Source organism: Streptomyces odonnellii (genome assembly GCF_000981895.1).
Classification (GTDB): domain Bacteria; phylum Actinomycetota; class Actinomycetes; order Streptomycetales; family Streptomycetaceae; genus Streptomyces; species Streptomyces odonnellii.
This window is the reverse complement of sequence record NZ_LATD01000341.1, coordinates 1-21,590: the sequence shown is the minus strand read 5'-3', so window position 1 is coordinate 21,590 and position 21,590 is coordinate 1. Positions and strand designations below refer to the sequence as shown.

Below are 21,590 nucleotides of genomic sequence, written 5' to 3'. Positions count from 1 at the left end.
GAAGAGGGTGAGCTGCGTGGCGGCGGCGACGGCGCCGCGACGGCCGTACGCGGGAACGAAGTCGGTGACGGCCTCCGGTCCGTGCGCGGCCCTGATCTCCTCCAGGCTCAGCCCCGAGACCCCCGCGCGGGGCGCGTCCCCGATGGCCCCGCCCAGCAGACAGCCCCGGACTCTGCTGCGGAAGTCCTGTTGCTCGGCACGGCCCCAGACGGCCCCGGACGGTGTGCTCACGAGCCCTCCCTCCCCATGAGCCTCGCAGCGACTCCGCAGACTGCGCAGCACTGTAGTGGAACGGGAACAGGGAGTTGAGGGTGTACGAAGGATCATGGCCGGTATGAATCCGCGGGGTCCGGACGGGGACCGGCGGCCCGGCCGGACGAGGCGGGCAGAGCATCCGCGGTGCCATCCCCAGCCTGCTGTGCGCGGCCGGTACCGCTCCATTCGGGCACCACCTTGCGCGTCTGGCGGGCGCGTTGGGGGTACATATGAGCCGTCCGTCATCGTCGTACGCTGGATTGGGAAAGGACGGTGGCGCATGTCGGATGAACTCGCCAACAACGTAAGGAAGTACCGGCGCGCTGCGGGGTGGAGCCAAGAAGAGCTGGCACACCGTGCCGGGCTCTCTGTAGGGCCTGTTCGCAAGATCGAGCAAGGTCATGGCGGTGTGCGTATGGAAACCCTGCACGACATCGCCCGCGCCTTCGATGTGAGAACGTCCGCGCTGATGGCATCAGGCACCCCCGAACCTGTCGCGCATGACAATCCCAACGGAATGCACTTGCGTGATCTTCGTATCGCACTGACTCCGGCTGTTGGGCTCGGCTCGATGAGCACACCCGTCGGAGACGAACCTGATCTCGGACGGCTCCGCCGCACAACGCATGACATGGCTGTCTTGTACTTCGAGGACTCGTACCGGAGTATCGCGGCGGACCTTCCGTCGCTCATCCGCGGGACGAACGACGCCGTCGCCTTCTTCGATGACGGCGATGAACGCGTGCGCGCCCTGACGGTGCGGTCCGAAGCGTTGCAGTTGGTGGGCAAGTGGCTTGTGCAGATTCGGCAGTTCGACTTGGCACACACCGCGATTCGGCAGGCCATCGACGATGCCCGCGCGGCGGCGGACGACTTGACTGCGGCGTCCGGCGTCGGTGTCATGTGCTGGCTTCTCATGCGTACTGACCGGTTTGACGAGGCGGAGGACATCGCGGTCGCGTCGATGGACGTCGTTGAGCCGAAGATCAAGGGTGCGACAGCGAACCAGTATTCGACGTGGGGCGGTCTGGCCATGGAGGCGGCGGCAGCCGCCGCTCGTAACAACCGGCCGGATGAGGCCGAGGAGTTGAGGAAAGCGGCGGGCACCGCAGCAAAGGCTGTTGGAGTTTCGCACCGCAATGTACTGCGATTCTGGTCGCTGTTCGGACCGGTGACAGCGGCTATGAAGGAACTTGAGGACTCGATGATCGCGGGCGACGCGCGCGCCGTGGTGCGGCAGTCCAGCGATCGGGAGGAACTTCAGGCCAAGGCGTGGACGCGCCTCGGTAAGCCCAGCAGCAACGACGGGAATCGGTATCACCTGGATCTGGCCCGCGCCCAGGTTCGGACTGGGGATCCGTCGGCGGCCATGGAAGAACTGGTGAGGCTCGACCGCCTTGCGCCCGAGTGGTTCCGTCATCAGTCGTCCGCCGCGATCACGTTCGAAGAGGTAACGCGGAAGCGTCGCACTCTCACAACAGAAATGCGGGAAGTCGGCGCCCACCTCGGCGTTTTCGCGTAACTGCATTATCACGATGCACTTCTGATGAGGTGTCGTTGCAAGTGCATCGTTTATGCCTGGCCGGCTGCATGCCGCGTTCCCTACTTTGGCGAACATGGCGAGCAACCAGCAGAGGGATTGCAGCGTGGTGCTGCGGTGGAGTCCGGATCCGCGATGCGTCGCGTACGCGCGGCTGGAGTTACGGAAGGCCCTGGCCGATTGGGGGCTGTCCGTTCTGGAGGATTCCGCCGTCCTCATCCTGTCCGAGCTGCTCAGCAACGCCGGCTTGCATGCCAGGGTGACGCCGGAACAGACCATCGAGACACGCTACTTCCGCAGCTCGGGCGCTCTCCGCATCGAGGTGCACGACGGTTCGCCGGACCGGCCGCAGCCGCGAACACCGGACGCTGACGCGCCGGACGGGCGGGGACTGCTGCTCGTTGACGCTCTGGCGGACGAGTGGGGCGTGGCCGAGCGGGTCGGGCCGGGGAAGGTGGTCTGGGCGTCGCTTTCCGTGCCGCTGGTACGGCTCAGCGGGCGTGATCGCTCATGACTCTGCCGGAGGGCGGTCTTCCGATCGGGGCCTTTCCGAGGCCGGATGTCGTTCCGTACATCGCCTGCTGGTCCTCGGAACACCGGCCCACAGGAATGGTGATCGCCAAGGGGCGAGGCATCGCGTACGCCGACGAAGGACCTTACGAGCGCGACGACATGGGCGTCCTCTGGAAGCGGATCGGAATCAGCCCGGGCAAGGGGCGGCCCGAGTTCGGGAAGGTGCACTTCCTGCGCCAGCGCCGGGCCATGCGGAAGCTGCTCTGCCAGGTCTGCGGCGGGCCCTCGGACCGTACCCGCGAGGGCACGCTCTGGCTGGTGGGCGAGGACCCGTCCGACCCGGGGCCGTGGAAGCCGGGGGACGTGACGGGGCATCCGCCGCTGTGCGTGCCGTGCGCGGTCACGGCGGTGCGGGCGTGCCCGCACTTGCGCAAACGGTACGTGGCGTTGCGCGTGCGGTCGTTCGCGGTGGCGGGGGCGCATGGTGCGCTGTACCGGCCGCACGGACTGTTCCCGATGGCATACGGCGCCGCGTCGGTGACCTACGAGGACCGGCAGATCGACTGGATACTGGCCGGCCAGCTCATGATGGAACTCCAGGAGTTCACCGTCGCCGACCTGGACACCGAGCACGCCGCCTACCTGAGACGCGCGCCTCTGTAGGCGGAGCCGGTTGTGTTTGGAGCCGGTGCGGCTATGCGTCGGTCGGGCCGGGGGGCGGCGTCGGCGGCCGTAACGCCATCGGGCCCGGCACCCATGCCGCCTCACGGGGCACCGCCCCGTTCCGCCAGCAGTTCGTTCCTCCTCGCGCGTGCCCAGTCGTATGCCGGTCTCAGTTCCAGTGCCCTGTTCAGGTCTGCCAGGGCCTCCGCCGTTCTGCCCAGGGCCTTCAGTGCCATCGCTCGGCTGCCCAGGGCCCAGGTGTACGAGGGGTCGAGGGTCAGGGCCCGGGTGAACTCGGTCACCGCCTCCTCGTGGCGACCCGCCCAGCGGTACACCTCCCCCCGCTGCCCCGGCACCTGCGGCAGCTCCGGGTCCAGCCGCTCGGCCCTGCCCAGATCGGCCAGCGCTCCCGTCGTGTCGCCGAGCCGGCCGCGGATGTGTGCCCGTCGGCGCAGCGCCCAGGTGTAGTCGCTCCACAGCTCGATGGCCCGGTCCAGGTCCTGGAGGGCCTCGCGCTCCTCGCCCTGCTGGAATCTGACCTGTCCCCGGCTGCCCAGGATCACCGCGTCACGTGGATCGCGGGTGTGGGCGCGGTCCAGTTCGGCGACGGCCTCTTCGTACCGGCCCGCCCTGCGGTACGTCTCCCCGCGCTCGCGCGGCACCCACGCCGTCCCGGGCGCCAGTTCCTCCGCACGGTCCAGATCGGCCAGGACCGCGGTGAAGTCGTCCAGCGCCCGGAGTGTGAGCGCGCGGCCGTGGTACGCGGGCACATGCGCGGGATCGAGCGCGACCGCCCGGCCGTAGTCGGCGAGGGCCTCCTCGTGCGCGTCGGCGCGGAAGTGGTTCCAGCCACGGGCCGTGTACGCGGCGGTCCGGTCGGCCTCGGTCAGTTCGGGGCGGGCGAGCAGCAGACCGAGTACGTCAATGGCGTACCGCCGTTCGTCCGCCAGCGCCGCGAGGCACTCCGCACCCCAGGCGGCGAGCTGCTCGGAACCGCTGTCCCGGCCCGCGTCCGCGAGCGTCCCCGCCCAGCGGCGTGCCGCCACCGGGCCCAGCCGGCAGGCCGCGATGCCGTCGCGGAGCACATCGGGCAGGGCGGCGCGCGGCCGGGCGCAGAGCAGGTGGTACGACTCCTCAAGGCGCGGCTCGCGCCAGCTCTCCTCGGCCCAGCGCCGGTCGGCGCCGATGCCCCCGTGCGGCTCCGGTCCGTCCTCGGCCGCCGCGCGTTCGCGCGCGAACGCCTCGGCCAGCCGGGTGTGGGCCTCCGTCCACTTGCGCGGGGAGGCGGTCCGTTGCAGCCGCAGCATCGGGTCGCGTACGACCTCGTGGTACCGCGCCCGGCCGCCGGACCGGCCGCTGACGAACGGCAGGGTGCACAGCCAGCCGAAGAGCCCGGCCGCCTCCTCCTCGCCGACGGCCCCGGGGGTCCCAAGGGTCCCATCCGTGCCCGTACCCGTACCAGCGCCAGCGGCGCCCGCACCCGCACCCGCACCCGCACCCGCACCCGCGGAACGCTCGCCGACCGCCGACCGCAGAATGTCCTCGTTCAGCCGGCGCGGCAGTGCGCAGGCGAGCGCCACCGCCCGGCGCGCCGGGTCGCGCTCCCATTTGAGGAAGCGCTCCACGGCCGTCGCGCTGGGATCGTCCAGATCGCCGGAGCCGTCAGGCCGGTTGGCGGCGAGCGTGGAGACCAGTACCGGCAGCCGCCCCGAGAGCCGGAGCACATCCCGTACGACCGGCTCGTCGACGACGCCCTTGTCGGCGAGCAGCCGTCGCGCCTCGCTCTCGGTGAAGGGCCCGAGGGGCAGATCCGTGACCACGTCCGCGTAGTCGCCCCAGTGGCCGGGGTCGAGCCCGCGCTGTCCGGCGAGGGTGATGACGACATGGTCGGGCAGCGCGCCGTACCGCTCGGTGGTGATCAGATCGCGCAGCCATTCGTCCAGAAACGGCGCGGTGCGTTCGTACGTGTCGAAGAAGAGCGCGATCCAGGGGACTTCGGCGCCCGCTCGCCGTATCTCCGAGACCAGTACGGGCGTGAGCACCTGGAGCGGCGACAGCACCAGCCGTACGTCCTCCTGGCTGCGCAGCCGCGCGCTGAGCGCCGCCCGTAACCGGTCGGCTCCCTCCGCCACCTGCCCCGGATCGGCCATCGCGGCGAACGGGCCGATCCCCGGCACCATCCCCAGCCCGGCGAGACCGGCCGTGGCGACGGCCCGCGAACCGGCCGACGGCCCGGCCCGCGACCCGGCTCCGGCCCCTCCCGCAGCCGGGTCGGCCGCCACCGCGGCCGACTCCGCCTCGAACTGCCGCTGCCGGTACGTCGCGAGCGCCCGGTCCAGCGCCTTCAGCGGCCTGCCCTGCCGCGCGAACTGCTCACTGACCGCGGCCATCACGTCCGGCACCCCGGCCACGGCCTCGTCGGTGTACGCGGTCAGCGCCCCCCGTTCCCGCGCCGCCTCCTCCAGCTCCCGCACCAGCGAGGTCTTCCCGACCCCGGCGTTCCCCCGCACATGGAACACGAACCGGTGCCGGTCGTCGTCCGGCGGAATGTCGAAGTTCCCCCGGAACAGCGCCAGTTCCTCCCGCCGTCCGACGAATCCGCCCCGCCGCCGACGCCGGATCCGCTCCTGCATGGACGGCCGCGCCGCGCCACCCACGCCGGGCCTCACTCCCCCGCGCCGAGCAGCGGCAGCAGCTCCGGCAGATGGCCGTCCGAGGCGGTGGCCGCCCTGACGCGCTCCTCCGGCACCTCGCCGTACAGCGTCGTACGCGGCTTCGCCGGACGACCCGCCGCTTCGGCGATGGCCACCAGGTCCTTGACCGAGCGGTACGAGCCGTAACCGGAGCCCGCCATACGGGAGATGGTCTCCTCCATCAGGGTGCCGCCCAGGTCGTTGGCGCCGGAGCGGAGCATTTCCGCCGCACCTTCCGCACCCAGCTTCACCCAGCTCGTCTGGATGTTGGTGATGTGGGGGTGGAGCAGAAGGCGCGCCATGGCCGTCACCGCGCGGTTGTCGCGGTCCGTCGGGCCCGGCCGGGCGATACCGGCCAGATAGACGGGGGCGTTGGTGTGGATGAAGGGAAGCGTGACGAACTCTGTGAAGCCGCCCGTCTCCTGCTGGATCCGGGCCAGCGTACGGAAGTGGCCGAGCCAGTGGCGGGGCTGGTCGACATGCCCGTACATCATCGTGGAGCTGGAGCGGAGCCCCAGCTCATGGGCCGTCTTGACGACCTCGATCCAGGTCGCCGCCGGGAGCTTGCCCTTGGTGAGGATCCAGCGGACCTCGTCGTCGAGGATCTCCGCGGCGGTGCCCGGGATCGAGTCGAGTCCCGCCTCCTTGGCGGCCGTCAGCCACTCGCGGACCGACAGACCGGTGCGCGAGGCGCCGTTGACGATCTCCATCGGGGAGAAGGCGTGGACGTGCATGCCAGGGACGCGCTTCTTCACGGCGCGGGCGATGTCGAAGTACGCCGTACCGGGCAGGTCCGGGTGGATACCGCCCTGCATACAGACCTCGACCGCGCCCACCTCCCACGCCTGCTGCGCCCGGTCGGCGACCTGGTCGATGGAGAGGGTGTACGCGTCGGCGTCCGTACGGCGCTGGGCGAAGGCGCAGAAGCGGCAGCCGGTGTAGCAGACGTTGGTGAAGTTGATGTTGCGCGTGACGACGTACGTGACCTCGTCGCCCACGACATCGCGGCGCAGCTCGTCCGCGATCCGGGTCAGCGCGTCCAGCGCGGGCCCCTCCGCGTGGAGCAGCGCGAGCGCCTCGGCGTCGGTGAGCTTCGTCGGGTCGTCGGCGGCCTGAGCGAGGGCCGTCCGTACGTCCGTGTCGATACGGGACGGCACCATGCCCGGCGCCGCCGCCTCCCGCAGCGCCTCCCAGTCGCCGTACACCTCGTCGAAGTCGTCGCGGCGGTCGGTGGTGCGGCCCTCGGTGTCGATGGTGCGGTGCAGATCGGTCCGGCCTGAGGTGGTGAACCCCTCGTCCGGCTCCTGCCAGGGCAGCCCGGCCGGGTTCACCTCGCGGGCGAGGCCGGTCTCCGGGTCCGCCAGCGCCCGTACGTGCGGCAGCAGCCGGGGGTCGAGCCAGGGCTCCCCGCGCTGGATGAACTCCGGGTAGATCGTGAGCCGTTCGCGCAGCTCAAAGCCGGACTCCGCGGTCTTCGCGGCCAGTTCGTCGATATGCGGCCAGGGGCGCTCGGGGTTGACATGGTCGGGGGTGAGCGGTGAGACCCCGCCCCAGTCGTCGATGCCCGCGCCGATCAGCAGCGCGTACTCGGCGTCCACGAGATTGGGCGGCGCCTGGATCCGCGCGGAGGGGCCGAGGATGTGCCGGGCCACGGCGATGGCGGCGGCCAGCTCCTCCAGTTCGGCGTCGGGCATTCCGCGCATCGCCGTGTCCGGCTTGGCGCGGAAGTTCTGCACGATGACTTCCTGGATGCCGTGGTACGCCCGCTGCACGCGCCGGAGTTCGAAGAGGGAGTCGGCGCGCTCCTCGTACGACTCCCCGATCCCGATCAGGATCCCGCTGGTGAACGGGACGTTGGAGCGGCCCGCGTCCTCCAGCACCCGCAGCCGTACGGCGGGCTCCTTGTCCGGCGAGCCGTGGTGCGGGCCGCCGGGCTCGGACCAGAGGCGGGTCGCGGTGGTCTCCAGCATCATGCCCATGCTGGGCGCGACCGGCTTGAGCCGCTGGAAGTCGGTCCAGGACAGCACGCCGGGGTTGAGGTGCGGCAGCAGGCCGGTCTCCTCCAGCACCCGGATCGCCATGGCCCTGACGTACGCGAGGGTGTCGTCGTACCCCTCGGCCTCCAGCCACTCGCGGGCCTCGGGCCAGCGGTCCTCGGGCTTGTCGCCGAGTGTGAACAGGGCTTCCTTGCAGCCCAGTTCGGCCCCCCTGCGGGCGATCTCCAGCACCTCGTCCGGCGACAGGAACATGCCATGGCCGGCCCGGCGCAGCTTGCCGGGCACGGTCACGAAGGTGCAGTAGTGGCACTTGTCGCGGCACAGCCGGGTCAGCGGGATGAAGACCTTGCGGGAGTACGTGATGACCCCGGGCCGCCCGGCCGCCGCGAGCCCCGCGTCCCGCACGCGCGCGGCGGAGGCGGCGAGATCGGTGAGATCGTCCCCCCGCGCCTGGAGCAGCACGGCGGCCTCGCCGGTGTCGAGCGCGACCCCGTCCCGGGCCCGCTTGAGCGCCCGGCGCATGGCGTTGGCGGTGGGGCGTGGGGCGGGGCGTGCGTCGTAGTGGCGGGTGTCGTCTTCGGCGGATCGCCCGATGGGCTGTCCGCTCCCAGGATCCTGCGGCGCGCGCGTCGTCATCCTTTGAGGATACGTTCGAGCCCCGGGCTCACCAGGGCGCGCCCCGAACCGGAGACACAGCTCACGGGCACGCTTGGGGGCAGCGCCCGCGCCGGTTGCCCGGTTCGGACCCGAGCACCACCGCATGCATTTTGCATGCAGGGATGCTATGTTGCAGTCATGACTGCTCTTACCATCCGGGACGTTCCGGAAAGCGCCCTCGCCATACTGAAGGCCCGCGCCGCCGAAGCCGGAAAATCCCTCCAGGCCTACACGCTGGACCTTCTCGTCGGCGCAGCCACCACTCCCACGCTCGCCGAAGTCTCCGCACGCGCCGAAGCAGAAGCGAGTACGACGCTGACCGTCACGGACGTACGGGCCGCGATTGACGACGCAAGAGCGGCCCGGTGATCGCCCGGTGATCGTTATTGACTGTTCCGCGCTCGTCTTCTTCCTGACCGACGACGGTCCCACCGGGCATCAAGTACGCAAACGCGTCGCCGAGGAGGACCGCCTCGCCGCGCCCCACCTGATCGACTACGAAGTCATGTCCGCCCTGCTCGGCCTGGCCCGCGGTCGGCGTGGAGGGGAGCCCAAGCTCAGCGAAAGACCGCTCCGCAAGGCCATGGCAACTTTCCGGGATCTGCCGATCGACCGGCACGAAACCGTGATCCTCTGGGAGCGGGTCAAAACACTGTCAGCTGACCAGTCTGCATATGACGCCCAATACGTCGCCCTCGCCGAGACTCTGGGAGTTCCGTTGATCACAAGCGACGCCAGGATCGAGCGCAGCGGCGCCGGGCGGTGCCAGATCGAAGTCTTCGAGACTCCGGGCTGATCACGGCCTCGGCGCCGGGGTACGGCGCTGCGGTCGTTCCGTGCAGGCCCCCCCACCCCCGTCAGAGGTACTGCGCGTAGTCGTCCAGCGCCCGCAGTACCTCCAGCTCGCCCGCCGGGGGCAGTTGGAGGACGACCTCCTCGATGCCCAGCTCCGCGTAGTACGACATCTTCCCCGGGGTCGGGCGCACCGCGTACGGCACGATCTGGAGGCTCTCCGGGTCCCGGCCCGCCTTTTCCCAGACCGTGCGGAGCACCGGCACCGTCTCCGCGAGGCCCGCGCCGCCGATCGGCAGCCATCCGTCGGCGTACTGGGCGATCTGCGCGAAGAGCTTCGGCCCGGCCGCGCCGCCGATCAGGGTGCGGGGCGCCGCGCCCTGTACCGGCTTCGGATACGCGTGACTCGCCCGTACGGACCCGAACTCCCCCTCGTACGCCGTCGGTTCCGCCGCCCACAGCGCGCGCATCAGCCCGATCCGGTCGCGGGTCAGCTCGCGGCGCGAGGTCCATTCGACACCGTGGTCCGCGGCCTCCTCCTTGTTCCAGCCGAAGCCCACACCAAGCGTGAAGCGCCCGCCGGAGAGATGGTCCAGGGTCGCGATCTGCTTGGCGAGGTCGATCGGATCGTGCTGTGCCACCAGGGTGATGCCGGTGCCGAGCCCCAGCCGCTCCGTCACGGCCGCGGCCTGCGCGAGCGCGACGAACGGGTCGAACGTACGGGTGTACTCGCGCGGCAGGTCGCCGCCCGCCGGGTACGGGCTGGTCCGCTCGGCCGGGATATGGGTGTGCTCGGGGACATACAGACCGGCGAACCCCCGCTGTTCCAGCTCCTGTGCGAGCCGTACGGGCGTGATCGTCTCGTCGGTGAGGAAGATCGTGGTCGCGATCCGCATGGGGGGCCTTTCTGGGGAGGAGATGTGGAAGGGGCAGTACGGGGACCGTGCGGCGGTTGTGCCGTGGGGGACGCAGGGGCCACCGTAACCGCCCCGTGAGGACCGCCGCGCGCACGGGCGCAACGTCCCCGCCGCGTTTCCGCCACCTGTCAATCCCCTTCCCTTGCTGCCGGGTTCATGGCTCGGTACCAGGGTTTGAATGCACGCGTTGTGTGACCACCCGTGTCCCCCTCGGCACCCTGGGAGCCGCCGGTATGCGCAAGGACCACGCAGACGACCACACGGCCCGCCGCGAAGTCCGCGACCTCCACGGACTCAACGGGCTCAACGGCCTCAACGACTTCAGTGGCTTCAGCGGCTTCCTCGAAGACGGAGACCACGGGCTCGGCGGACCGGACAGGCGCAGGCTCCTGATGACGGGAGCCGCCGCCGCGCTTACGTTGAGTACCGTGAGCTTCGCGAACGCGGCACCCGCCCAGGCCGGCGACGGCGACGGACTGACCCGGACCGTGACCGGCACCCTGCCCGTCGGCTCCCCCGACTTCGTCTATCTGCCCGTCGAAGTACCGCGCGGCGTCCGCGAGATCCATGTCTCGTACAGCTACGAGCGGCCCCCGGTCCCGGCCGGCACCCAGGGCAACGCCCTCGACATCGGTGTCTTCGACGAGCGCGGCACGGCCCTCGGCGGGCGCGGCTTCCGCGGCTGGTCGGGCGGCGCCCGTACGGAGTTCTTCCTGCGCGCCGACGAGGCGACCCCCGGCTACATCCCTGGCCCGGTCCGCCTCGGCACCTGGCACATCGCGCTCGGCCCGTACACCGTCGCCCCGCAGGGCCTCGCGTACGAGGTGACCATCACGCTGAGGTTCGGCGCCCCCGGCACCACGCCCCGGCCGGTCCACCCACCGGAGCGCGCCAAGGGGCGCGGCCGGGCGTGGTACCGCGGCGACTGCCACCTGCACTCCGTGCACTCCGACGGCAGGCGCACTCCGGCGGAAATCGCGGCGCTCGCGCGTGCCGCGGGCCTCGATTTCATCAATACGAGTGAACACAACACCCACTCCGGGCACAGCGCCTGGGCCGGGCTGTGGGGTGACGACCTGCTGATCCTCACCGGCGAGGAAGTCACCACCCGCAACGGGCATGTCCTCGCGATCGGTACGGACCCGGGCACCTTCGTGGACTGGCGCTACCGCGCGCGGGACAACCGGTTCGGCCACTACGCCCGCGAGGTGCGCCGTGCGCGGGGTCTGGTCGTACCGGCCCATCCGCACGCCACCTGCATCGGCTGCAACTGGAAGTTCGGCTTCGCCGACGCCGACGCGGTCGAGGTGTGGAACGGCCCGTACACCGTGGACGACGAGGTCTCACTGGCCGACTGGGACAACTCCCTGGTCTCCGCGGCCCGTTCGGGCCGCCCGTGGACCCCGGCGATGGGCAACAGCGACGCCCACCGCGACCCCGACCCCATCGGCACCCCGCAGACGGTGGTCCTGGCCGAGGACCTCACCCGGGACGCGATCCTGGCCGGCATCCGCGCGGGCCACAGCTATGTCGCCGAGTCCTCGGAGATCTCCGTCGCCTTCACCGCGACGGGCGGCCGCGGCCGGCACGCGGACATCGGCGACCGCCTCCACGTCCCGGCGGACACCCCGGTGACGGTCCGTCTGCGGGTGACCGGCGCCCCCGGCTGCACGGCCCACTTCATCACCGACCAGGGCACCCTCCACACCACCCCGGTCCCGGCCTCGGGCACGGCCACCATCGACTGGCGGACGACCCCGTCGTACGCGACATACGTGCGGGCGGAGGTCCGCCACACCCCCGTGATCCCCGGCCTCCCGGGCCCCCTGGCGGCCTTCACGAACCCGATCTTCCTCGGCGACCACTGACCGGGGCCTGACCGCGGCCCGACCGGGGCCGGCCGGCGACCGGAGCGGCCTGCGACCGGAGCGGGCCGACGCGGGGACAGCACGCGTCGGCCGTCAGCTCTGCTGCGTCTCCTTGTCGCGCAGCGCCTGTTCCACCGCGGTCCGTACCCGGGCCTCCTCCGCCAGTTTGCGGCGGGCCCGGTTGCGGCGGAGCAGGAGGAACGTGCCGACTGCCGCCGCGATCAGGACGATCAGCAGCGCCAGCAGTGTCCAGGGGACCGCCCAGCCGTGGGTGGTGGACTCGACGGGCTTGAGGGCGGTGGTGGTGCCCGAGGCGTCGGTGAGGAGCGGGGTCAGGGTCACCGTGGCGGCCAGGCTGACCGCGGGCCGCACGTCGTGGACCGGGACCTTCATCTTCCAGTCCTCGCCCGGCAGCAGCTCCGGCGGCGCGGCGATCCGGCCCGCGTCCGTACGCAGCCAGCCGAACGGCCCCGAGACCGAGACCGCCTGACGGGTCGACAGGATCGCGTTGCCGGTGTTGTGGATCGTGTACGTGACGGTGGCGTCGCCGGTGGCGAACGGGCCGGCCGAGCCGTCGTACTCCACATGCAGGTCCTCGACCGCGAGGCTCGGCTTGAGCGTGCCGCTGACCCGCAGCTTGACCTTGATGCCGAGGCGCCGGTCCACATTGATGCCCTCGGCGTCGTCGGACTGCTTCAGTGAGGTGAGGACGCCGCCGACGTAGTCGCCGGGCGGCGCGTTGTCCGGCACGCCGACCGTGAAGGGGATCTCGGCGGACTTGCCGGGCTGGATCACGACGCTGCTGCGGCCGGCGTGGACCCAGGCGCCGATGCCGACGGACTTCTTGTCCTGGGTGAGCAGGTCGAGCTGACCGGTGTCGGTCGTGTAGCCGTCGGCGGCGTAGACGGCGAGTTCGAGCGGGGTCTTGCTGCGGTTGGCGACGACCATGGCGTCCTTGAGCTGTCCGCCGGGGTTGACGGTGTAGCTGTAGCTGGACCGGTCGTCGCCGTAGCTGTTCGGGGCCGTCCTGACCGTCCAGGTGACATCGCCGTCGGCCGCCGCGGCGGGACCCGCGGACAGACCGGCGACCGCGACGACCATGAGCAGGGCCAGAGCGGCGGTACGGACGAGGCCCGCGACGGCGGTCCGCCGGCGCGGTGCCGTCTTCCGGAGCGGTGCGGGCTGCCGGTCTGGTGCGGGCTGCCGGCGCGGGTCGGACTTCCGGCGCGGTACGGACGCGTGCATCTCAAGCTTCTCCTGGACGGGAGGCGGGGCGGGCCGCCCGAAGGCGCCCACCCCGCCGTGGAACGGATGTGATCAGCTGCTGAGCGCAGTGATCGTCAGAGTGGCGCGGTAGCCACCCTTCTGAACGCTGTCCGGGATCTTCAGACCCAGGTCGGCGCCCAGCTTGGCCGTACCCCGGGCGTGGCCCTGCTCGGCCGAACCGAGGCCGCGCGAGACGGACAGGCCCTGGCCCTGGTCGTCGTAGCCGGAGGCGACCGGCTGCCCGGCCTTGGAGCCCGCGCCGTTCACGAGCACGCGCGGCGTCCAGCCGAGGTAGGAGCCCGAGAACGTCTTGTCGGCGTCCTTGAAGTCGCTCACGTTGGCCGAGATCGACCACGGGGCGAGCGAGCGGCGGCTGTCCGAGACGAGCAGCGGGTTGATCTTGCCGTCCGCCTCGAAGTGGTCACCGTTGCGCTCCTCGGCGGTGCCGAGGTCCACCAGGCCGTTGTAGCCGTCGATCGTCCAGCCGAACTCGCCCGGAGCGACGTTCGGCACGTTGACCGCGAGGGCCTGGTTGTCACCGTTGTACGGGTGCACCGTGACCTTGTCGACGATCGAGCCGACCGGCTGGCCCTCGGGGGTGTTGGTGCACACGAGGCCACGCTCGACAGCCGCGTTCGGGGCCGCGCAGGTGCCGCTGCGTACGTTCTCGACGACGAGCTTGTCGTTGCGAACCTGGACCTTGACGTACGTACGCACGTGCTCCTGGTTCTGGACCGAGTTGTACCAGTAGCTGTTCGGGTTCAGCGGGTCGGCGCCGTTGCCGGCACCGCTCGTACCGCTGCTGTCCGGCTTCGTGATGTCGTAGTACTTCGAGCCCGAGGCGGAGTTGGCCGTCACGTAGATGACGCCGCCGGGACCCGGGTACACGTCCGCGTCGCCGGGCTTCTCGTCCGGGTTCGCCTTCGCGCCGTTCTTGATCGCGTAGCTGCGCGAGTAGCTGTGGTCGTGGCCCTGGAGCACCAGGTCGACACCGAGCTTGGAGAACGTCGTCGGGAAGTCCACCCGACGGGCCTTGTTGTCGCCGTCCTTGGCGTGGTCGGCCGGCGAGTAGATCGAGTGGTGGTAGACGAGCGCCGTCCACTTGGCCTCGGCACCGTGCTGGTTGATGACGTCGGTCACGTACTTGATGTGCGCCGCGTCACCGCCGCCGCCCTGGGAGGTGGCGTAGCTGTTGCTGTTGAGGTCGATGAACAGCACATCCTTGTAGATGTACCAGTAGTCACCGCCGGACGTGTTGGACGCCGGGTTCCCGTTGGAGTACAGCGGGCCCGAGCGGTCCGTGTTCGGGGTGTAGAGGTGCTGCTCGTACGCCTTGCCGCCGACGTCGTGGTTGCCGATGGTGGCCGCCCACGGGTACTGACGCAGCTTGTCGGGGGCGAGGAAGGCGTTCCACTGGGTCTCGGTGTTGGCCGTCTCGACCTGGTCACCGCCGGACACCAGGAGTTCGGCGTTCGGGTTGGCCGCCAGCGAGACGTCCAGCGTGTCCTGCCAGCCGGCCTGGTCCTTCGCGACGTCGCCGGACGAACCGATCTGCGGGTCGCCGTAGAACAGGAAGTCGTAGTCGCCTTCGAAGTCCTGCGTCTTGAAGGAGTACGCCGTGGACCAGTTGCCCTCGGAGCCGACGCGGTACGAGTACTGCGTGTCCTCCTTCAGGCCGGTGATGGTGGCGTGACGGTTGAAGCCGCCGCTGGTGGCGATGTTCGCGCCGCCGGTGGCGTCGAAGGTGGCGGCACCGGCCGGAAACTCGCCGTTGACCAGCTCAGCGGTCGGGGCGACCTGGAGCACCTGCGCCGTGTCGGCGGAGGAGTACCACGTCACCGTGCGCTGCGACTCGTTGGCGCCCACACCGAGGATGATGCCGGTGAGCGCGGCGGGGTCGGCAGCCGCGGCAGGGGAGGCCAGGCCGCCGCCGAGGGCGACGGAGAAGCTCAGGAGCGCCGCTGCGGCCCCGGTGGCCACACGGCGTCGCACAGGACCGAGGGCCTGCGCGGAGGGTCTTGATGTCATCAATTTACGTTCCTTTTACGCACACGGGTGCATGTATTGGGAAACAAAACCTCTCGCCCGTTGGTGAACCGGACACGACGACAGGCTTCGGGCCAGTTGAACTTCTGGCTCGCGCGGGAGGCGCGCACCGCCGTCACAGTCCGAACACCCGTTGCACGAACCACACCAGGCCCATGGCCGCCACGCCCGCGGAGATCGCGCCGGTCGCCCAGAGTCCGGTCCTCGGCGCGCGGCGGCGCAGTACGGCCAGCAGCGGGAAGATGACAGCGATGATCCCCAACTGCACGGCTTCGATACCGACGTTGAACACCAGCAGGGACCACAGCAGGGTCCACGACCACGCCTCGTCGATGCCCAGCGCCCCCGCGAAGCCCAGGCCGTGCACCAGGCCGAAGCAGAAAACGACCCCCAGGCGGGTCCAGCCGGCGCGGTCCAGCCCGAAGTGACCGCGTCCCGCCACGTCGTTCAGGTCGAGATCGGTCGCGTGGTCGCCGTGCCGCCAGACCCGCCAGAGGTACCAGCCGGCCACCACCGCGATCGACAGCGCGATGACGGGCTCCACGACGCTCGCGGGTACGTCGACCAGGCCGAGGGCGGCGAGCATGAACGTCACCGAGTGCGCCAGCGTGAAGCTCGTGGCCGCGAGCACGATCTCCCGCAGCCGCCGTGACCCGGCGATGAGCGCCAGCAGGAACAGGATGTGGTCGATCCCGGTCAGCAGATGCTCGGCGCCCAGCCGGAAGAACTCCCAGAACCGCTCGTACCACGCCTGGCCCATCGAGAAGGACGGATGCTCGGCGTCGAGCGCGGCGCTGCCGGAGCGGCCGTCGATCTTGTAGTCGACGATGGTCTTGGTGCCCTTGACGTATGTCTCGGAGTCGGGGAACAGCCCGCCGCGCACCTCGCGGTCGTCGCCGCCCGCGGGGCAGGTCCAGTCGAGCAGCAGATTCGCGTACGGTACGCCCTCGCGCCGGCCGATCGTGAAGTCGCCGGCCTGCTTCGCCGTACAGGCCTCGCCGCCGCCCGAGCTGACCGTGAAGCGCTTGGTGACATACGCGACGGCCGACTTTGCGTGGGCGTTGAGCGCCGCGGCCTGTGCGGCGGTGTCACCGTCCTCGAACGCGGCGTTCCCCGTCTGGAAGAGGGGATCGTCGTCCTCGTAGTCGGCGGCGGACACGACGAAGAGGTCGTATTCGAGCTCAAGTTTCGTACGTATGAGGCCCCCGTCAGGACCGCCGTCGCCGCCCGCGGTGATGTGGGCGTACACGGTGGAGGTGAAGCCGTGGGCGAGCGCCGGCTGACCGGAGCTCAGGAGAGCGATCACCGCCGCTGTGATCAGCACTATGACGCGGCGGACCCGTTGTGACATGTGGAGTGACTCCTTCAGGTTGCCTGTGCACGGTGCATGTCATGGATGAACACGGCCCGGCCCGTCAGCGAAGAACGGAAGAACAAGAGCAAGAACGACACCCACGGAGGAACGCGGCAGAGGCCGGCATAGGAGGATGCAGGCGCACCATCCACCACCACTCGGAGGAAGATCACTTTGCGCCCCCCGCTTCGGGCCGTCGCCACGCTGGCCGCGGCCGCCGCGCTGGTCACCGGATGCAGCTCCGGCGACGACTGGTCGCGGCCGCATCCCGAGCCCTCCGCCGTCGGCACTCTCGGCCCGGGATTCGTCAAGCCCTCCTCCTCACCCGTCCCGGAGTCGACCACCACACCGCGGCCCGGCTCCTGGTCCGGGGTCCACCCGTCGGAGGACTACCGCGTGGTGCTGCTCACCTCGGGCGACGACCGCCCGACCAAGGCCCTGGTGAAGGCGGTCGAGGACTGGGCAGAGGCGGAGCACGCCGACCTCAGGACGGTGGTCGCCGACGGCCCGCACGACCTCATCCCCAGCATCACCGAGGCCCTCGGGATGAACCCCGACCTGATCGTCAGCGCGGGCAACGACCTGGTGGACCCGCTCGCGACGGTCACCCCGAACCACCTGGACCAGCCGTTCCTCGTGGTGGGCGCGGAACTGGCCGAACCCACCCACAACGTCACGGCGGTCGACTGGTCCGGCGCGTCGTTCCGTGGCGAAGGGCTCGGCGCCTCCTCGACGTACGACCCCGGCTCTTTCACCGCGGAACGCTGTGCGGCGGCCATCAGGGCCGGTGTCGCGGCGGTGCTCAACGACCTGACCGGAATCGTGATCTGGCTCGACGCGCACTAGGCTCTTTCGGGAGTGGCGTCGTCCGCCCGCCGGGCGGACCCCGCGGCATCCGGTCGCGTGTGCGCGGCCCGTACCGCCCTATCACGGGCGGCGTGAAAGCGTTGAAGGCTTGTGCAGACCCTGACTCACTGCTGACGCACGCACCTCCGACAAGGCAGACTGTCGAAGGCGAAACCGGCAGCACCGGGAGCAGGGGGAGCTATGGACCGTGACGGCGGGCCGCGCGTACCGGAGCAGCGGGCTCCGGGGGTGCCGGGGGACACCGCGGAACTGCGTTTCAGCGTGCTCGGACCCGTACGCGCCTGGCGCGACGGCGAACCGCTGTCGTCCGGGTCCCCCCAGCAACGCGCCCTGCTCGTCGCCCTGTTGATGCGGGACGGGCGGACCGCGACCGCCAGTGAGCTGATCGACGCCCTGTGGGGCGAGGAATCGCCGTCGCAGGCGCTCGCCGCCGTACGGACCTACGCCTCGCGGCTGCGCAAGGTGCTCAGCCCCGGCGTACTGATCACCGAGGCCGGCGGGTACGCCCTGCGCACCCCGTCCGACTCCCTCGATCTGAACGTCGCCAGGGACCTGGCCGCCGACGCGGACAAGGCGCGCGCCGCCGGGGACCGTTATCTGGCCCGTACGCTGATCAACAAGTCGCTCGGCCTGTGGGACGGCGAGGCGCTCGCCTCCGTACCCGGCCCCTACGCCGACAACCAGCGCACCCGGCTGGAGGAGTGGCGTCTCCAGCTCACCGAGACCCGGCTCGATCTGGACCTGGAGGTCGGCCGCCACGCGGAGGCCGTCTCCGAGCTGACCGCGCTCACCGCCGCGCACCCGCTCCGCGAACGGCTGCGCGAGCTGCTGATGCTGGCGCTCTACCGCAGCGGCCGGCAGGCCGAGGCGCTCGCCGCGTACGCCGACACGCGCCGCCTGCTCGCCGACGAGCTGGGGGTCGACCCGCGTCCCGAACTGGCCAGGCTCCAGCAGCGGATACTCCAGGCCGACGCGGAACTGGCCCGTCCGGTCGAGGAACCCGCCCCTGTCCACGCCGTGCGCAGGCCCGCCCAGCTCCCGGCGACCGTGCCCGACTTCACCGGCCGCGCCTCCTTCGTACGGGAGCTGGGCGACCGGCTCGCCGCCGCCGGCGGATCCGTGATGGCCGTCTCCGCGCTCGCCGGTATCGGCGGGGTCGGCAAGACGACGCTGGCGGTGCATGTCGCGCACACGGCACGGGCGCACTTCCCGGACGGGCAGTTGTACGTGGACCTTCAGGGCGCGGGTGCCCGGGCGGCCGAGCCGGAGACGGTCCTCGGCGCGTTCCTGCGGGCCCTGGGCACCCCCGACACCGCCATCCCCGACTCGCTCGACGAACGCTCCGCGCTCTACCGCTCGACGCTCGACGGCCGCCGCATCCTCGTCCTGCTGGACAACGCGCACGACGCGGCGCAGGTACGGCCGCTGCTGCCCGGTACGGAAGGCTGCGCGGCGCTGGTCACCAGCCGGGTGCGGATGGTCGACCTGGCGGGCGCGCACCTCGTGGACCTCGATGTGATGTCGCCGGACGAGGCGCTCCAGCTCTTCACCCGGATCGTCGGCGCGGAGCGGGTCACCTCGGAACGCAAGGCGGCGCTGGACGTGGTGGCGGCGTGCGGTTTCCTGCCGCTGGCGATCCGGATCGCGGCGTCCCGGCTGGCGGCGCGCCGTACCTGGACGGTCTCGGTCCTGGCGGCGAAGCTCGCGGACGAGCGGCGGCGGCTGGACGAGCTCCAGGCGGGTGACCTCGCGGTCAAGGCGACCTTCGAACTCGGCTACGGCGCGCTGGAGCCGGCCCAGGCGCGCGCCTTCCGCCTGCTGGGCCTCGCGGACGGCCCGGACCTCTCCCTGGCCGCGGCGGCGGCCGTCCTCGACCTGCCGCTCCAGGACACCGAGGACCTGCTGGAGTCCCTGGTCGACACCTCCCTCCTCGAATCCGCCGCCCCTGGCCGCTACCGCTACCACGACCTCGTACGCCTCTACGCGCGTGCGTGCGCGGAACGCGACGAACAGCCCCCGTCGGAACGGGAGTCGGCGATGTCCCGGCTGCTGGACTTCTATCTGGCGACGGCGTCGAGGGTGTACGCGCTGGAACGCCCGGGGGACCGCCTGGTGGACCACCTGGAGCCGACCGCGTACGAGGGCATCTCGTTCACCGACCGGCAGGCGGCCCTCGACTGGCTCTACACCGAGGCGAACTGCGTACTGGCCTGCGCGCGGCAGACCTCGCGCGGGCGCCAACTGCGCCGGGCGATCGACCTGTTGTGGGCGGCGAAGGACCTCGCGGAGTCGGGTGCCAACTCCAAGCAGTACGAATCGGCGGCGCTCTCCGCGCGGCAGACGGCCCACGCGGTGGGCGACCGCCGTGCCGAGGGCCGCGCCCGGACGACGCTGACCAACGTCTATCTGGTGGCGGGCCGCTACGAGGAGGCCGACGAGGAGGCCCGGCAGGCCACGCTGCTGGCGCGGGCGGCCGAGGACCGTGCGCCCATCTTCTGGGCCAACAACGACCGCGGCATCATCGCGTTCAACCAGGGGCGGCACAAGGACGCGGAGTCCTATCTGCTCCAGGCGATCGAGGACTCGCGCGCGGACCGCAACACCCCGGGCGAGGCGAGCGCCCTGTGCAACCTCTCCCGTACGCAGCTCTCGCTCGGCCGTACCGCCAAGGCCATAGCTCTCGCCCAGGAGGGCATCGCCATATACGACCGTCTGGGGCTCACCGTGCGCCTCGCGAACGCGCGGTACGCCCTGGGGGTGGCTCTCACCCATGCCGGGCGCCACAAGGAGGCACTGGCCGAACTGGACGAGGCGCTGGCCAACTTCGGCAAGAACCGGCAGCGGCTCTGGGAGGGCACGACCCTCTTCCGTATGGCCGAGGCACATCTCTCGGCCAAGCGGCCGGCCCACGCGGCCCAACACGCCGAGCAAGCCCTGGCATTCGGATGCATCGGCGGCGACCGTATCCGTGCGGGCGTTCTGACGGTGCTGGGCAGGGCGCTGGAAATCCTCGGCCAGACGGACCGGGCCCGCGTCTGCTGGCACGAGGCTCTGACGCTGTACGACGAGGTCGGCGCGCCCGAGGCCGCCGAGGTACGGGGACTCCTCACCCCGCTCAGCGCCGCCTGAGCCCTCGTCGCGGGGCCGTTCATCGAATGTTTATGCCTACCCGCCATGCTCGACCCATCGATCCGTCGCGTCGGGGGGCAGGCGGATCGCCGGAGGACACCGCGTCCGAGTGAGCCTCCCAGCCTCTGTCCGGCGGCACCCGGGGGAGTCGCCGGACAGAGGACCTCAAGCCAGTCCCAAACAGGGGAGCGCACCATGAGCACCGAGAAGAACGACGACATCAAGACGATGGACAACCACACGCCTTCCACGCCCGCGAAGGCGCTCCTGACCACGATGGACAACCACACGCCGAGCACTCCGGCGAACGGTCCCGTGACCACCATGGACAACCACACGCCCATCGTTCCCGCGAACGGCCTTCCGGCCACGAAGGACACGAAGGCGAAGGACGGCGCCGAGGAGCCGGTGGAGGAAACCATCACCACGATGGACAACCACACACCCGCCCCGCCCAAGCCCTGACCAGTTCCGACGGGGAGCGGCCGCGGCGGCGCGGAGGGGGAGCCGCCGCGGCCGCGAGACGCACGGGGGAACACCGTAGGGGGCCGAGCGCGTCGCTCGGCCCCCTACGGGTGTGTCCGGTCCGGGTGGTATGTCAGATCGCCGGGGTCACCCGGGGTTCGCAGGTGCGGACCTTCGACACCTGGTTCGGGAAGTCCATCGGGACGCGGAGCGTCTGGGTGTCGCCGCTCGTCAGCGTCACTTCCGTGTCCGCGCTGTCGACGACCCCGCCCGCCGCGTCCTTGAAGTCGACCTCGACCTCGTAGGTGCCTGACACGCCCGGGTCCGTCGTCACCATGACGCTCGCGTACGTGACGGCCTTCCGTTTGCCGCTCGCCCTGCGGGCGCAGGCGACCATCGTGACCCGGACGCCGTGGGCGGACGACGCCGTGGAGCCGGACGTGGAGGAGCCGCCGGACGAGGTGGAGTAGTCGTCGTCGGAGTCGTAGTCCGAGCCCGAGCCCACATACCCGTTGTTCTTCTTCTTGGAGCTGGAGCAGCCACCCCCGCCACCCCCGCTGCTCGACCC

General features: G+C 70.9%; 16 protein-coding genes and 1 pseudogene. 9 read left to right on the top strand and 8 right to left on the bottom strand.

What is annotated here, in order from left to right:
- Positions 1 to 231: pseudogene (locus WH07_RS28525) on the bottom strand (ADP-ribosylglycohydrolase family protein); the annotation flags it as partial.
- Positions 232 to 535: 304 nt separating this feature from the next.
- On the opposite strand from WH07_RS28525, the gene WH07_RS28520 reads away from it, so the two are divergent.
- The 3 genes from WH07_RS28520 (at position 536) to WH07_RS28510 (ending at position 2,971) form a co-directional block, all read left to right on the top strand.
- Positions 536 to 1,777 (top strand): helix-turn-helix domain-containing protein, encoded by a 1,242-nt coding sequence (locus WH07_RS28520; protein ID WP_046506051.1) that lies wholly within the window; start codon positions 536 to 538, stop codon positions 1,775 to 1,777.
- A 94-nt stretch (positions 1,778 to 1,871) separates the two neighbouring features.
- A complete protein-coding gene (locus WH07_RS28515; RefSeq protein WP_052744584.1) occupies positions 1,872 to 2,309 on the top strand; it encodes an ATP-binding protein in 438 nt (145 codons plus the stop codon).
- Positions 2,306 to 2,971: a hypothetical protein gene (locus WH07_RS28510; RefSeq protein ID WP_046506049.1), complete on the top strand. Its 666-nt coding sequence runs from the start codon at positions 2,306 to 2,308 to the stop codon at positions 2,969 to 2,971. The genes WH07_RS28515 and WH07_RS28510 overlap by 4 nt, the downstream gene beginning before the upstream one ends.
- A gap of 101 nt (positions 2,972 to 3,072) precedes the next feature.
- Here WH07_RS28510 and WH07_RS28505 read toward each other — a convergent pair whose 3' ends face one another.
- Positions 3,073 to 5,604: a tetratricopeptide repeat protein gene (locus tag WH07_RS28505; RefSeq protein ID WP_046506060.1), complete on the bottom strand. Its 2,532-nt coding sequence runs from the start codon at positions 5,602 to 5,604 to the stop codon at positions 3,073 to 3,075.
- 32 nt (positions 5,605 to 5,636) lie between these two features.
- A complete protein-coding gene (locus tag WH07_RS28500) occupies positions 5,637 to 8,297 on the bottom strand; it encodes a bifunctional FO biosynthesis protein CofGH (protein WP_269801393.1) in 2,661 nt (886 codons plus the stop codon).
- A gap of 159 nt (positions 8,298 to 8,456) precedes the next feature.
- Here WH07_RS28500 and WH07_RS28495 point away from each other — a divergent pair, with 159 nt between their 5' ends.
- Entirely contained in the window at positions 8,457 to 8,687 is a 231-nt protein-coding gene (locus WH07_RS28495; RefSeq protein ID WP_046506042.1) for a FitA-like ribbon-helix-helix domain-containing protein, read from the top strand.
- Positions 8,662 to 9,114, top strand: coding sequence for a type II toxin-antitoxin system VapC family toxin (locus tag WH07_RS28490; RefSeq protein ID WP_232789087.1), 453 nt, complete (start codon positions 8,662 to 8,664; stop codon positions 9,112 to 9,114). Before WH07_RS28495 ends, WH07_RS28490 begins: the two co-directional genes overlap by 26 nt.
- Before the next feature lie 61 nt (positions 9,115 to 9,175).
- Here WH07_RS28490 and WH07_RS28485 read toward each other — a convergent pair whose 3' ends face one another.
- Positions 9,176 to 10,006 carry an LLM class F420-dependent oxidoreductase gene (locus tag WH07_RS28485; RefSeq protein WP_046506037.1) on the bottom strand — a complete coding sequence of 277 codons (831 nt, stop codon included), beginning with the start codon at positions 10,004 to 10,006 and terminating at the stop codon, positions 9,176 to 9,178.
- A gap of 413 nt (positions 10,007 to 10,419) precedes the next feature.
- On the opposite strand from WH07_RS28485, the gene WH07_RS28480 reads away from it, so the two are divergent.
- On the top strand, positions 10,420 to 11,895 hold the full coding sequence (locus WH07_RS28480) for a CehA/McbA family metallohydrolase (RefSeq protein WP_046506058.1): 1,476 nt from the start codon (positions 10,420 to 10,422) through the stop codon (positions 11,893 to 11,895).
- 93 nt (positions 11,896 to 11,988) lie between these two features.
- On the opposite strand, the gene WH07_RS28475 is transcribed toward WH07_RS28480, so the two are convergent.
- The 3 genes from WH07_RS28475 to WH07_RS28465 all read right to left on the bottom strand — a co-directional run bounded on the left by WH07_RS28475 (position 11,989) and on the right by WH07_RS28465 (position 16,558).
- On the bottom strand, positions 11,989 to 13,140 hold the full coding sequence (locus WH07_RS28475) for a WxL protein peptidoglycan domain-containing protein (RefSeq protein ID WP_079023627.1): 1,152 nt from the start codon (positions 13,138 to 13,140) through the stop codon (positions 11,989 to 11,991).
- 72 nt (positions 13,141 to 13,212) lie between these two features.
- The gene (locus tag WH07_RS28470; RefSeq protein ID WP_046506035.1) at positions 13,213 to 15,189 is read right to left on the bottom strand and encodes a purple acid phosphatase family protein; all 1,977 of its coding nucleotides are present in this window, start codon (positions 15,187 to 15,189) and stop codon (positions 13,213 to 13,215) included.
- Between the two features lie 133 nt (positions 15,190 to 15,322).
- Positions 15,323 to 16,558: a HupE/UreJ family protein gene (locus WH07_RS28465; protein WP_046506033.1), complete on the bottom strand. Its 1,236-nt coding sequence runs from the start codon at positions 16,556 to 16,558 to the stop codon at positions 15,323 to 15,325.
- Positions 16,559 to 16,735: 177 nt separating this feature from the next.
- On the opposite strand from WH07_RS28465, the gene WH07_RS28460 reads away from it, so the two are divergent.
- The 3 genes from WH07_RS28460 (at position 16,736) to WH07_RS28450 (ending at position 21,022) form a co-directional block, all read left to right on the top strand.
- The gene (locus tag WH07_RS28460; RefSeq protein WP_046506030.1) at positions 16,736 to 17,407 is read left to right on the top strand and encodes a type 1 periplasmic-binding domain-containing protein; all 672 of its coding nucleotides are present in this window, start codon (positions 16,736 to 16,738) and stop codon (positions 17,405 to 17,407) included.
- A gap of 201 nt (positions 17,408 to 17,608) precedes the next feature.
- Entirely contained in the window at positions 17,609 to 20,557 is a 2,949-nt protein-coding gene (locus tag WH07_RS28455; RefSeq protein WP_046506027.1) for an AfsR/SARP family transcriptional regulator, read from the top strand.
- A gap of 195 nt (positions 20,558 to 20,752) precedes the next feature.
- Positions 20,753 to 21,022, top strand: a complete 270-nt coding sequence (locus WH07_RS28450) for a hypothetical protein (protein WP_046506025.1) — start codon at positions 20,753 to 20,755, stop codon at positions 21,020 to 21,022.
- Between the two features lie 133 nt (positions 21,023 to 21,155).
- Here WH07_RS28450 and WH07_RS28445 read toward each other — a convergent pair.
- Positions 21,156 to 21,590, bottom strand: a 435-nt coding sequence (locus WH07_RS28445) for a hypothetical protein (protein WP_046506022.1), incomplete at its 5' end; no start/stop codon positions are given.

What these genes read in the sequence shown, in the direction of transcription:
- WH07_RS28465 (WP_046506033.1), bottom strand. Translation starts at nt 16,558, where the DNA reads ATGTCACAACGGGTCCGCCGCGTCATAGTGCTGATCACAGCGGCGGTG.
- WH07_RS28475 (WP_079023627.1), bottom strand. Translation starts at nt 13,140, where the DNA reads ATGCACGCGTCCGTACCGCGCCGGAAGTCCGACCCGCGCCGGCAGCCC.
- WH07_RS28510 (WP_046506049.1), top strand. Translation starts at nt 2,306, where the DNA reads ATGACTCTGCCGGAGGGCGGTCTTCCGATCGGGGCCTTTCCGAGGCCG.
- WH07_RS28485 (WP_046506037.1), bottom strand. Translation starts at nt 10,006, where the DNA reads ATGCGGATCGCGACCACGATCTTCCTCACCGACGAGACGATCACGCCC.
- WH07_RS28495 (WP_046506042.1), top strand. Translation starts at nt 8,457, where the DNA reads ATGACTGCTCTTACCATCCGGGACGTTCCGGAAAGCGCCCTCGCCATA.
- WH07_RS28455 (WP_046506027.1), top strand. Translation starts at nt 17,609, where the DNA reads ATGGACCGTGACGGCGGGCCGCGCGTACCGGAGCAGCGGGCTCCGGGG.
- WH07_RS28500 (WP_269801393.1), bottom strand. Translation starts at nt 8,297, where the DNA reads ATGACGACGCGCGCGCCGCAGGATCCTGGGAGCGGACAGCCCATCGGG.
- WH07_RS28505 (WP_046506060.1), bottom strand. Translation starts at nt 5,604, where the DNA reads ATGCAGGAGCGGATCCGGCGTCGGCGGCGGGGCGGATTCGTCGGACGG.
- WH07_RS28470 (WP_046506035.1), bottom strand. Translation starts at nt 15,189, where the DNA reads ATGACATCAAGACCCTCCGCGCAGGCCCTCGGTCCTGTGCGACGCCGT.
- WH07_RS28515 (WP_052744584.1), top strand. Translation starts at nt 1,872, where the DNA reads ATGGCGAGCAACCAGCAGAGGGATTGCAGCGTGGTGCTGCGGTGGAGT.
- WH07_RS28480 (WP_046506058.1), top strand. Translation starts at nt 10,420, where the DNA reads ATGACGGGAGCCGCCGCCGCGCTTACGTTGAGTACCGTGAGCTTCGCG.
- WH07_RS28450 (WP_046506025.1), top strand. Translation starts at nt 20,753, where the DNA reads ATGAGCACCGAGAAGAACGACGACATCAAGACGATGGACAACCACACG.
- WH07_RS28520 (WP_046506051.1), top strand. Translation starts at nt 536, where the DNA reads ATGTCGGATGAACTCGCCAACAACGTAAGGAAGTACCGGCGCGCTGCG.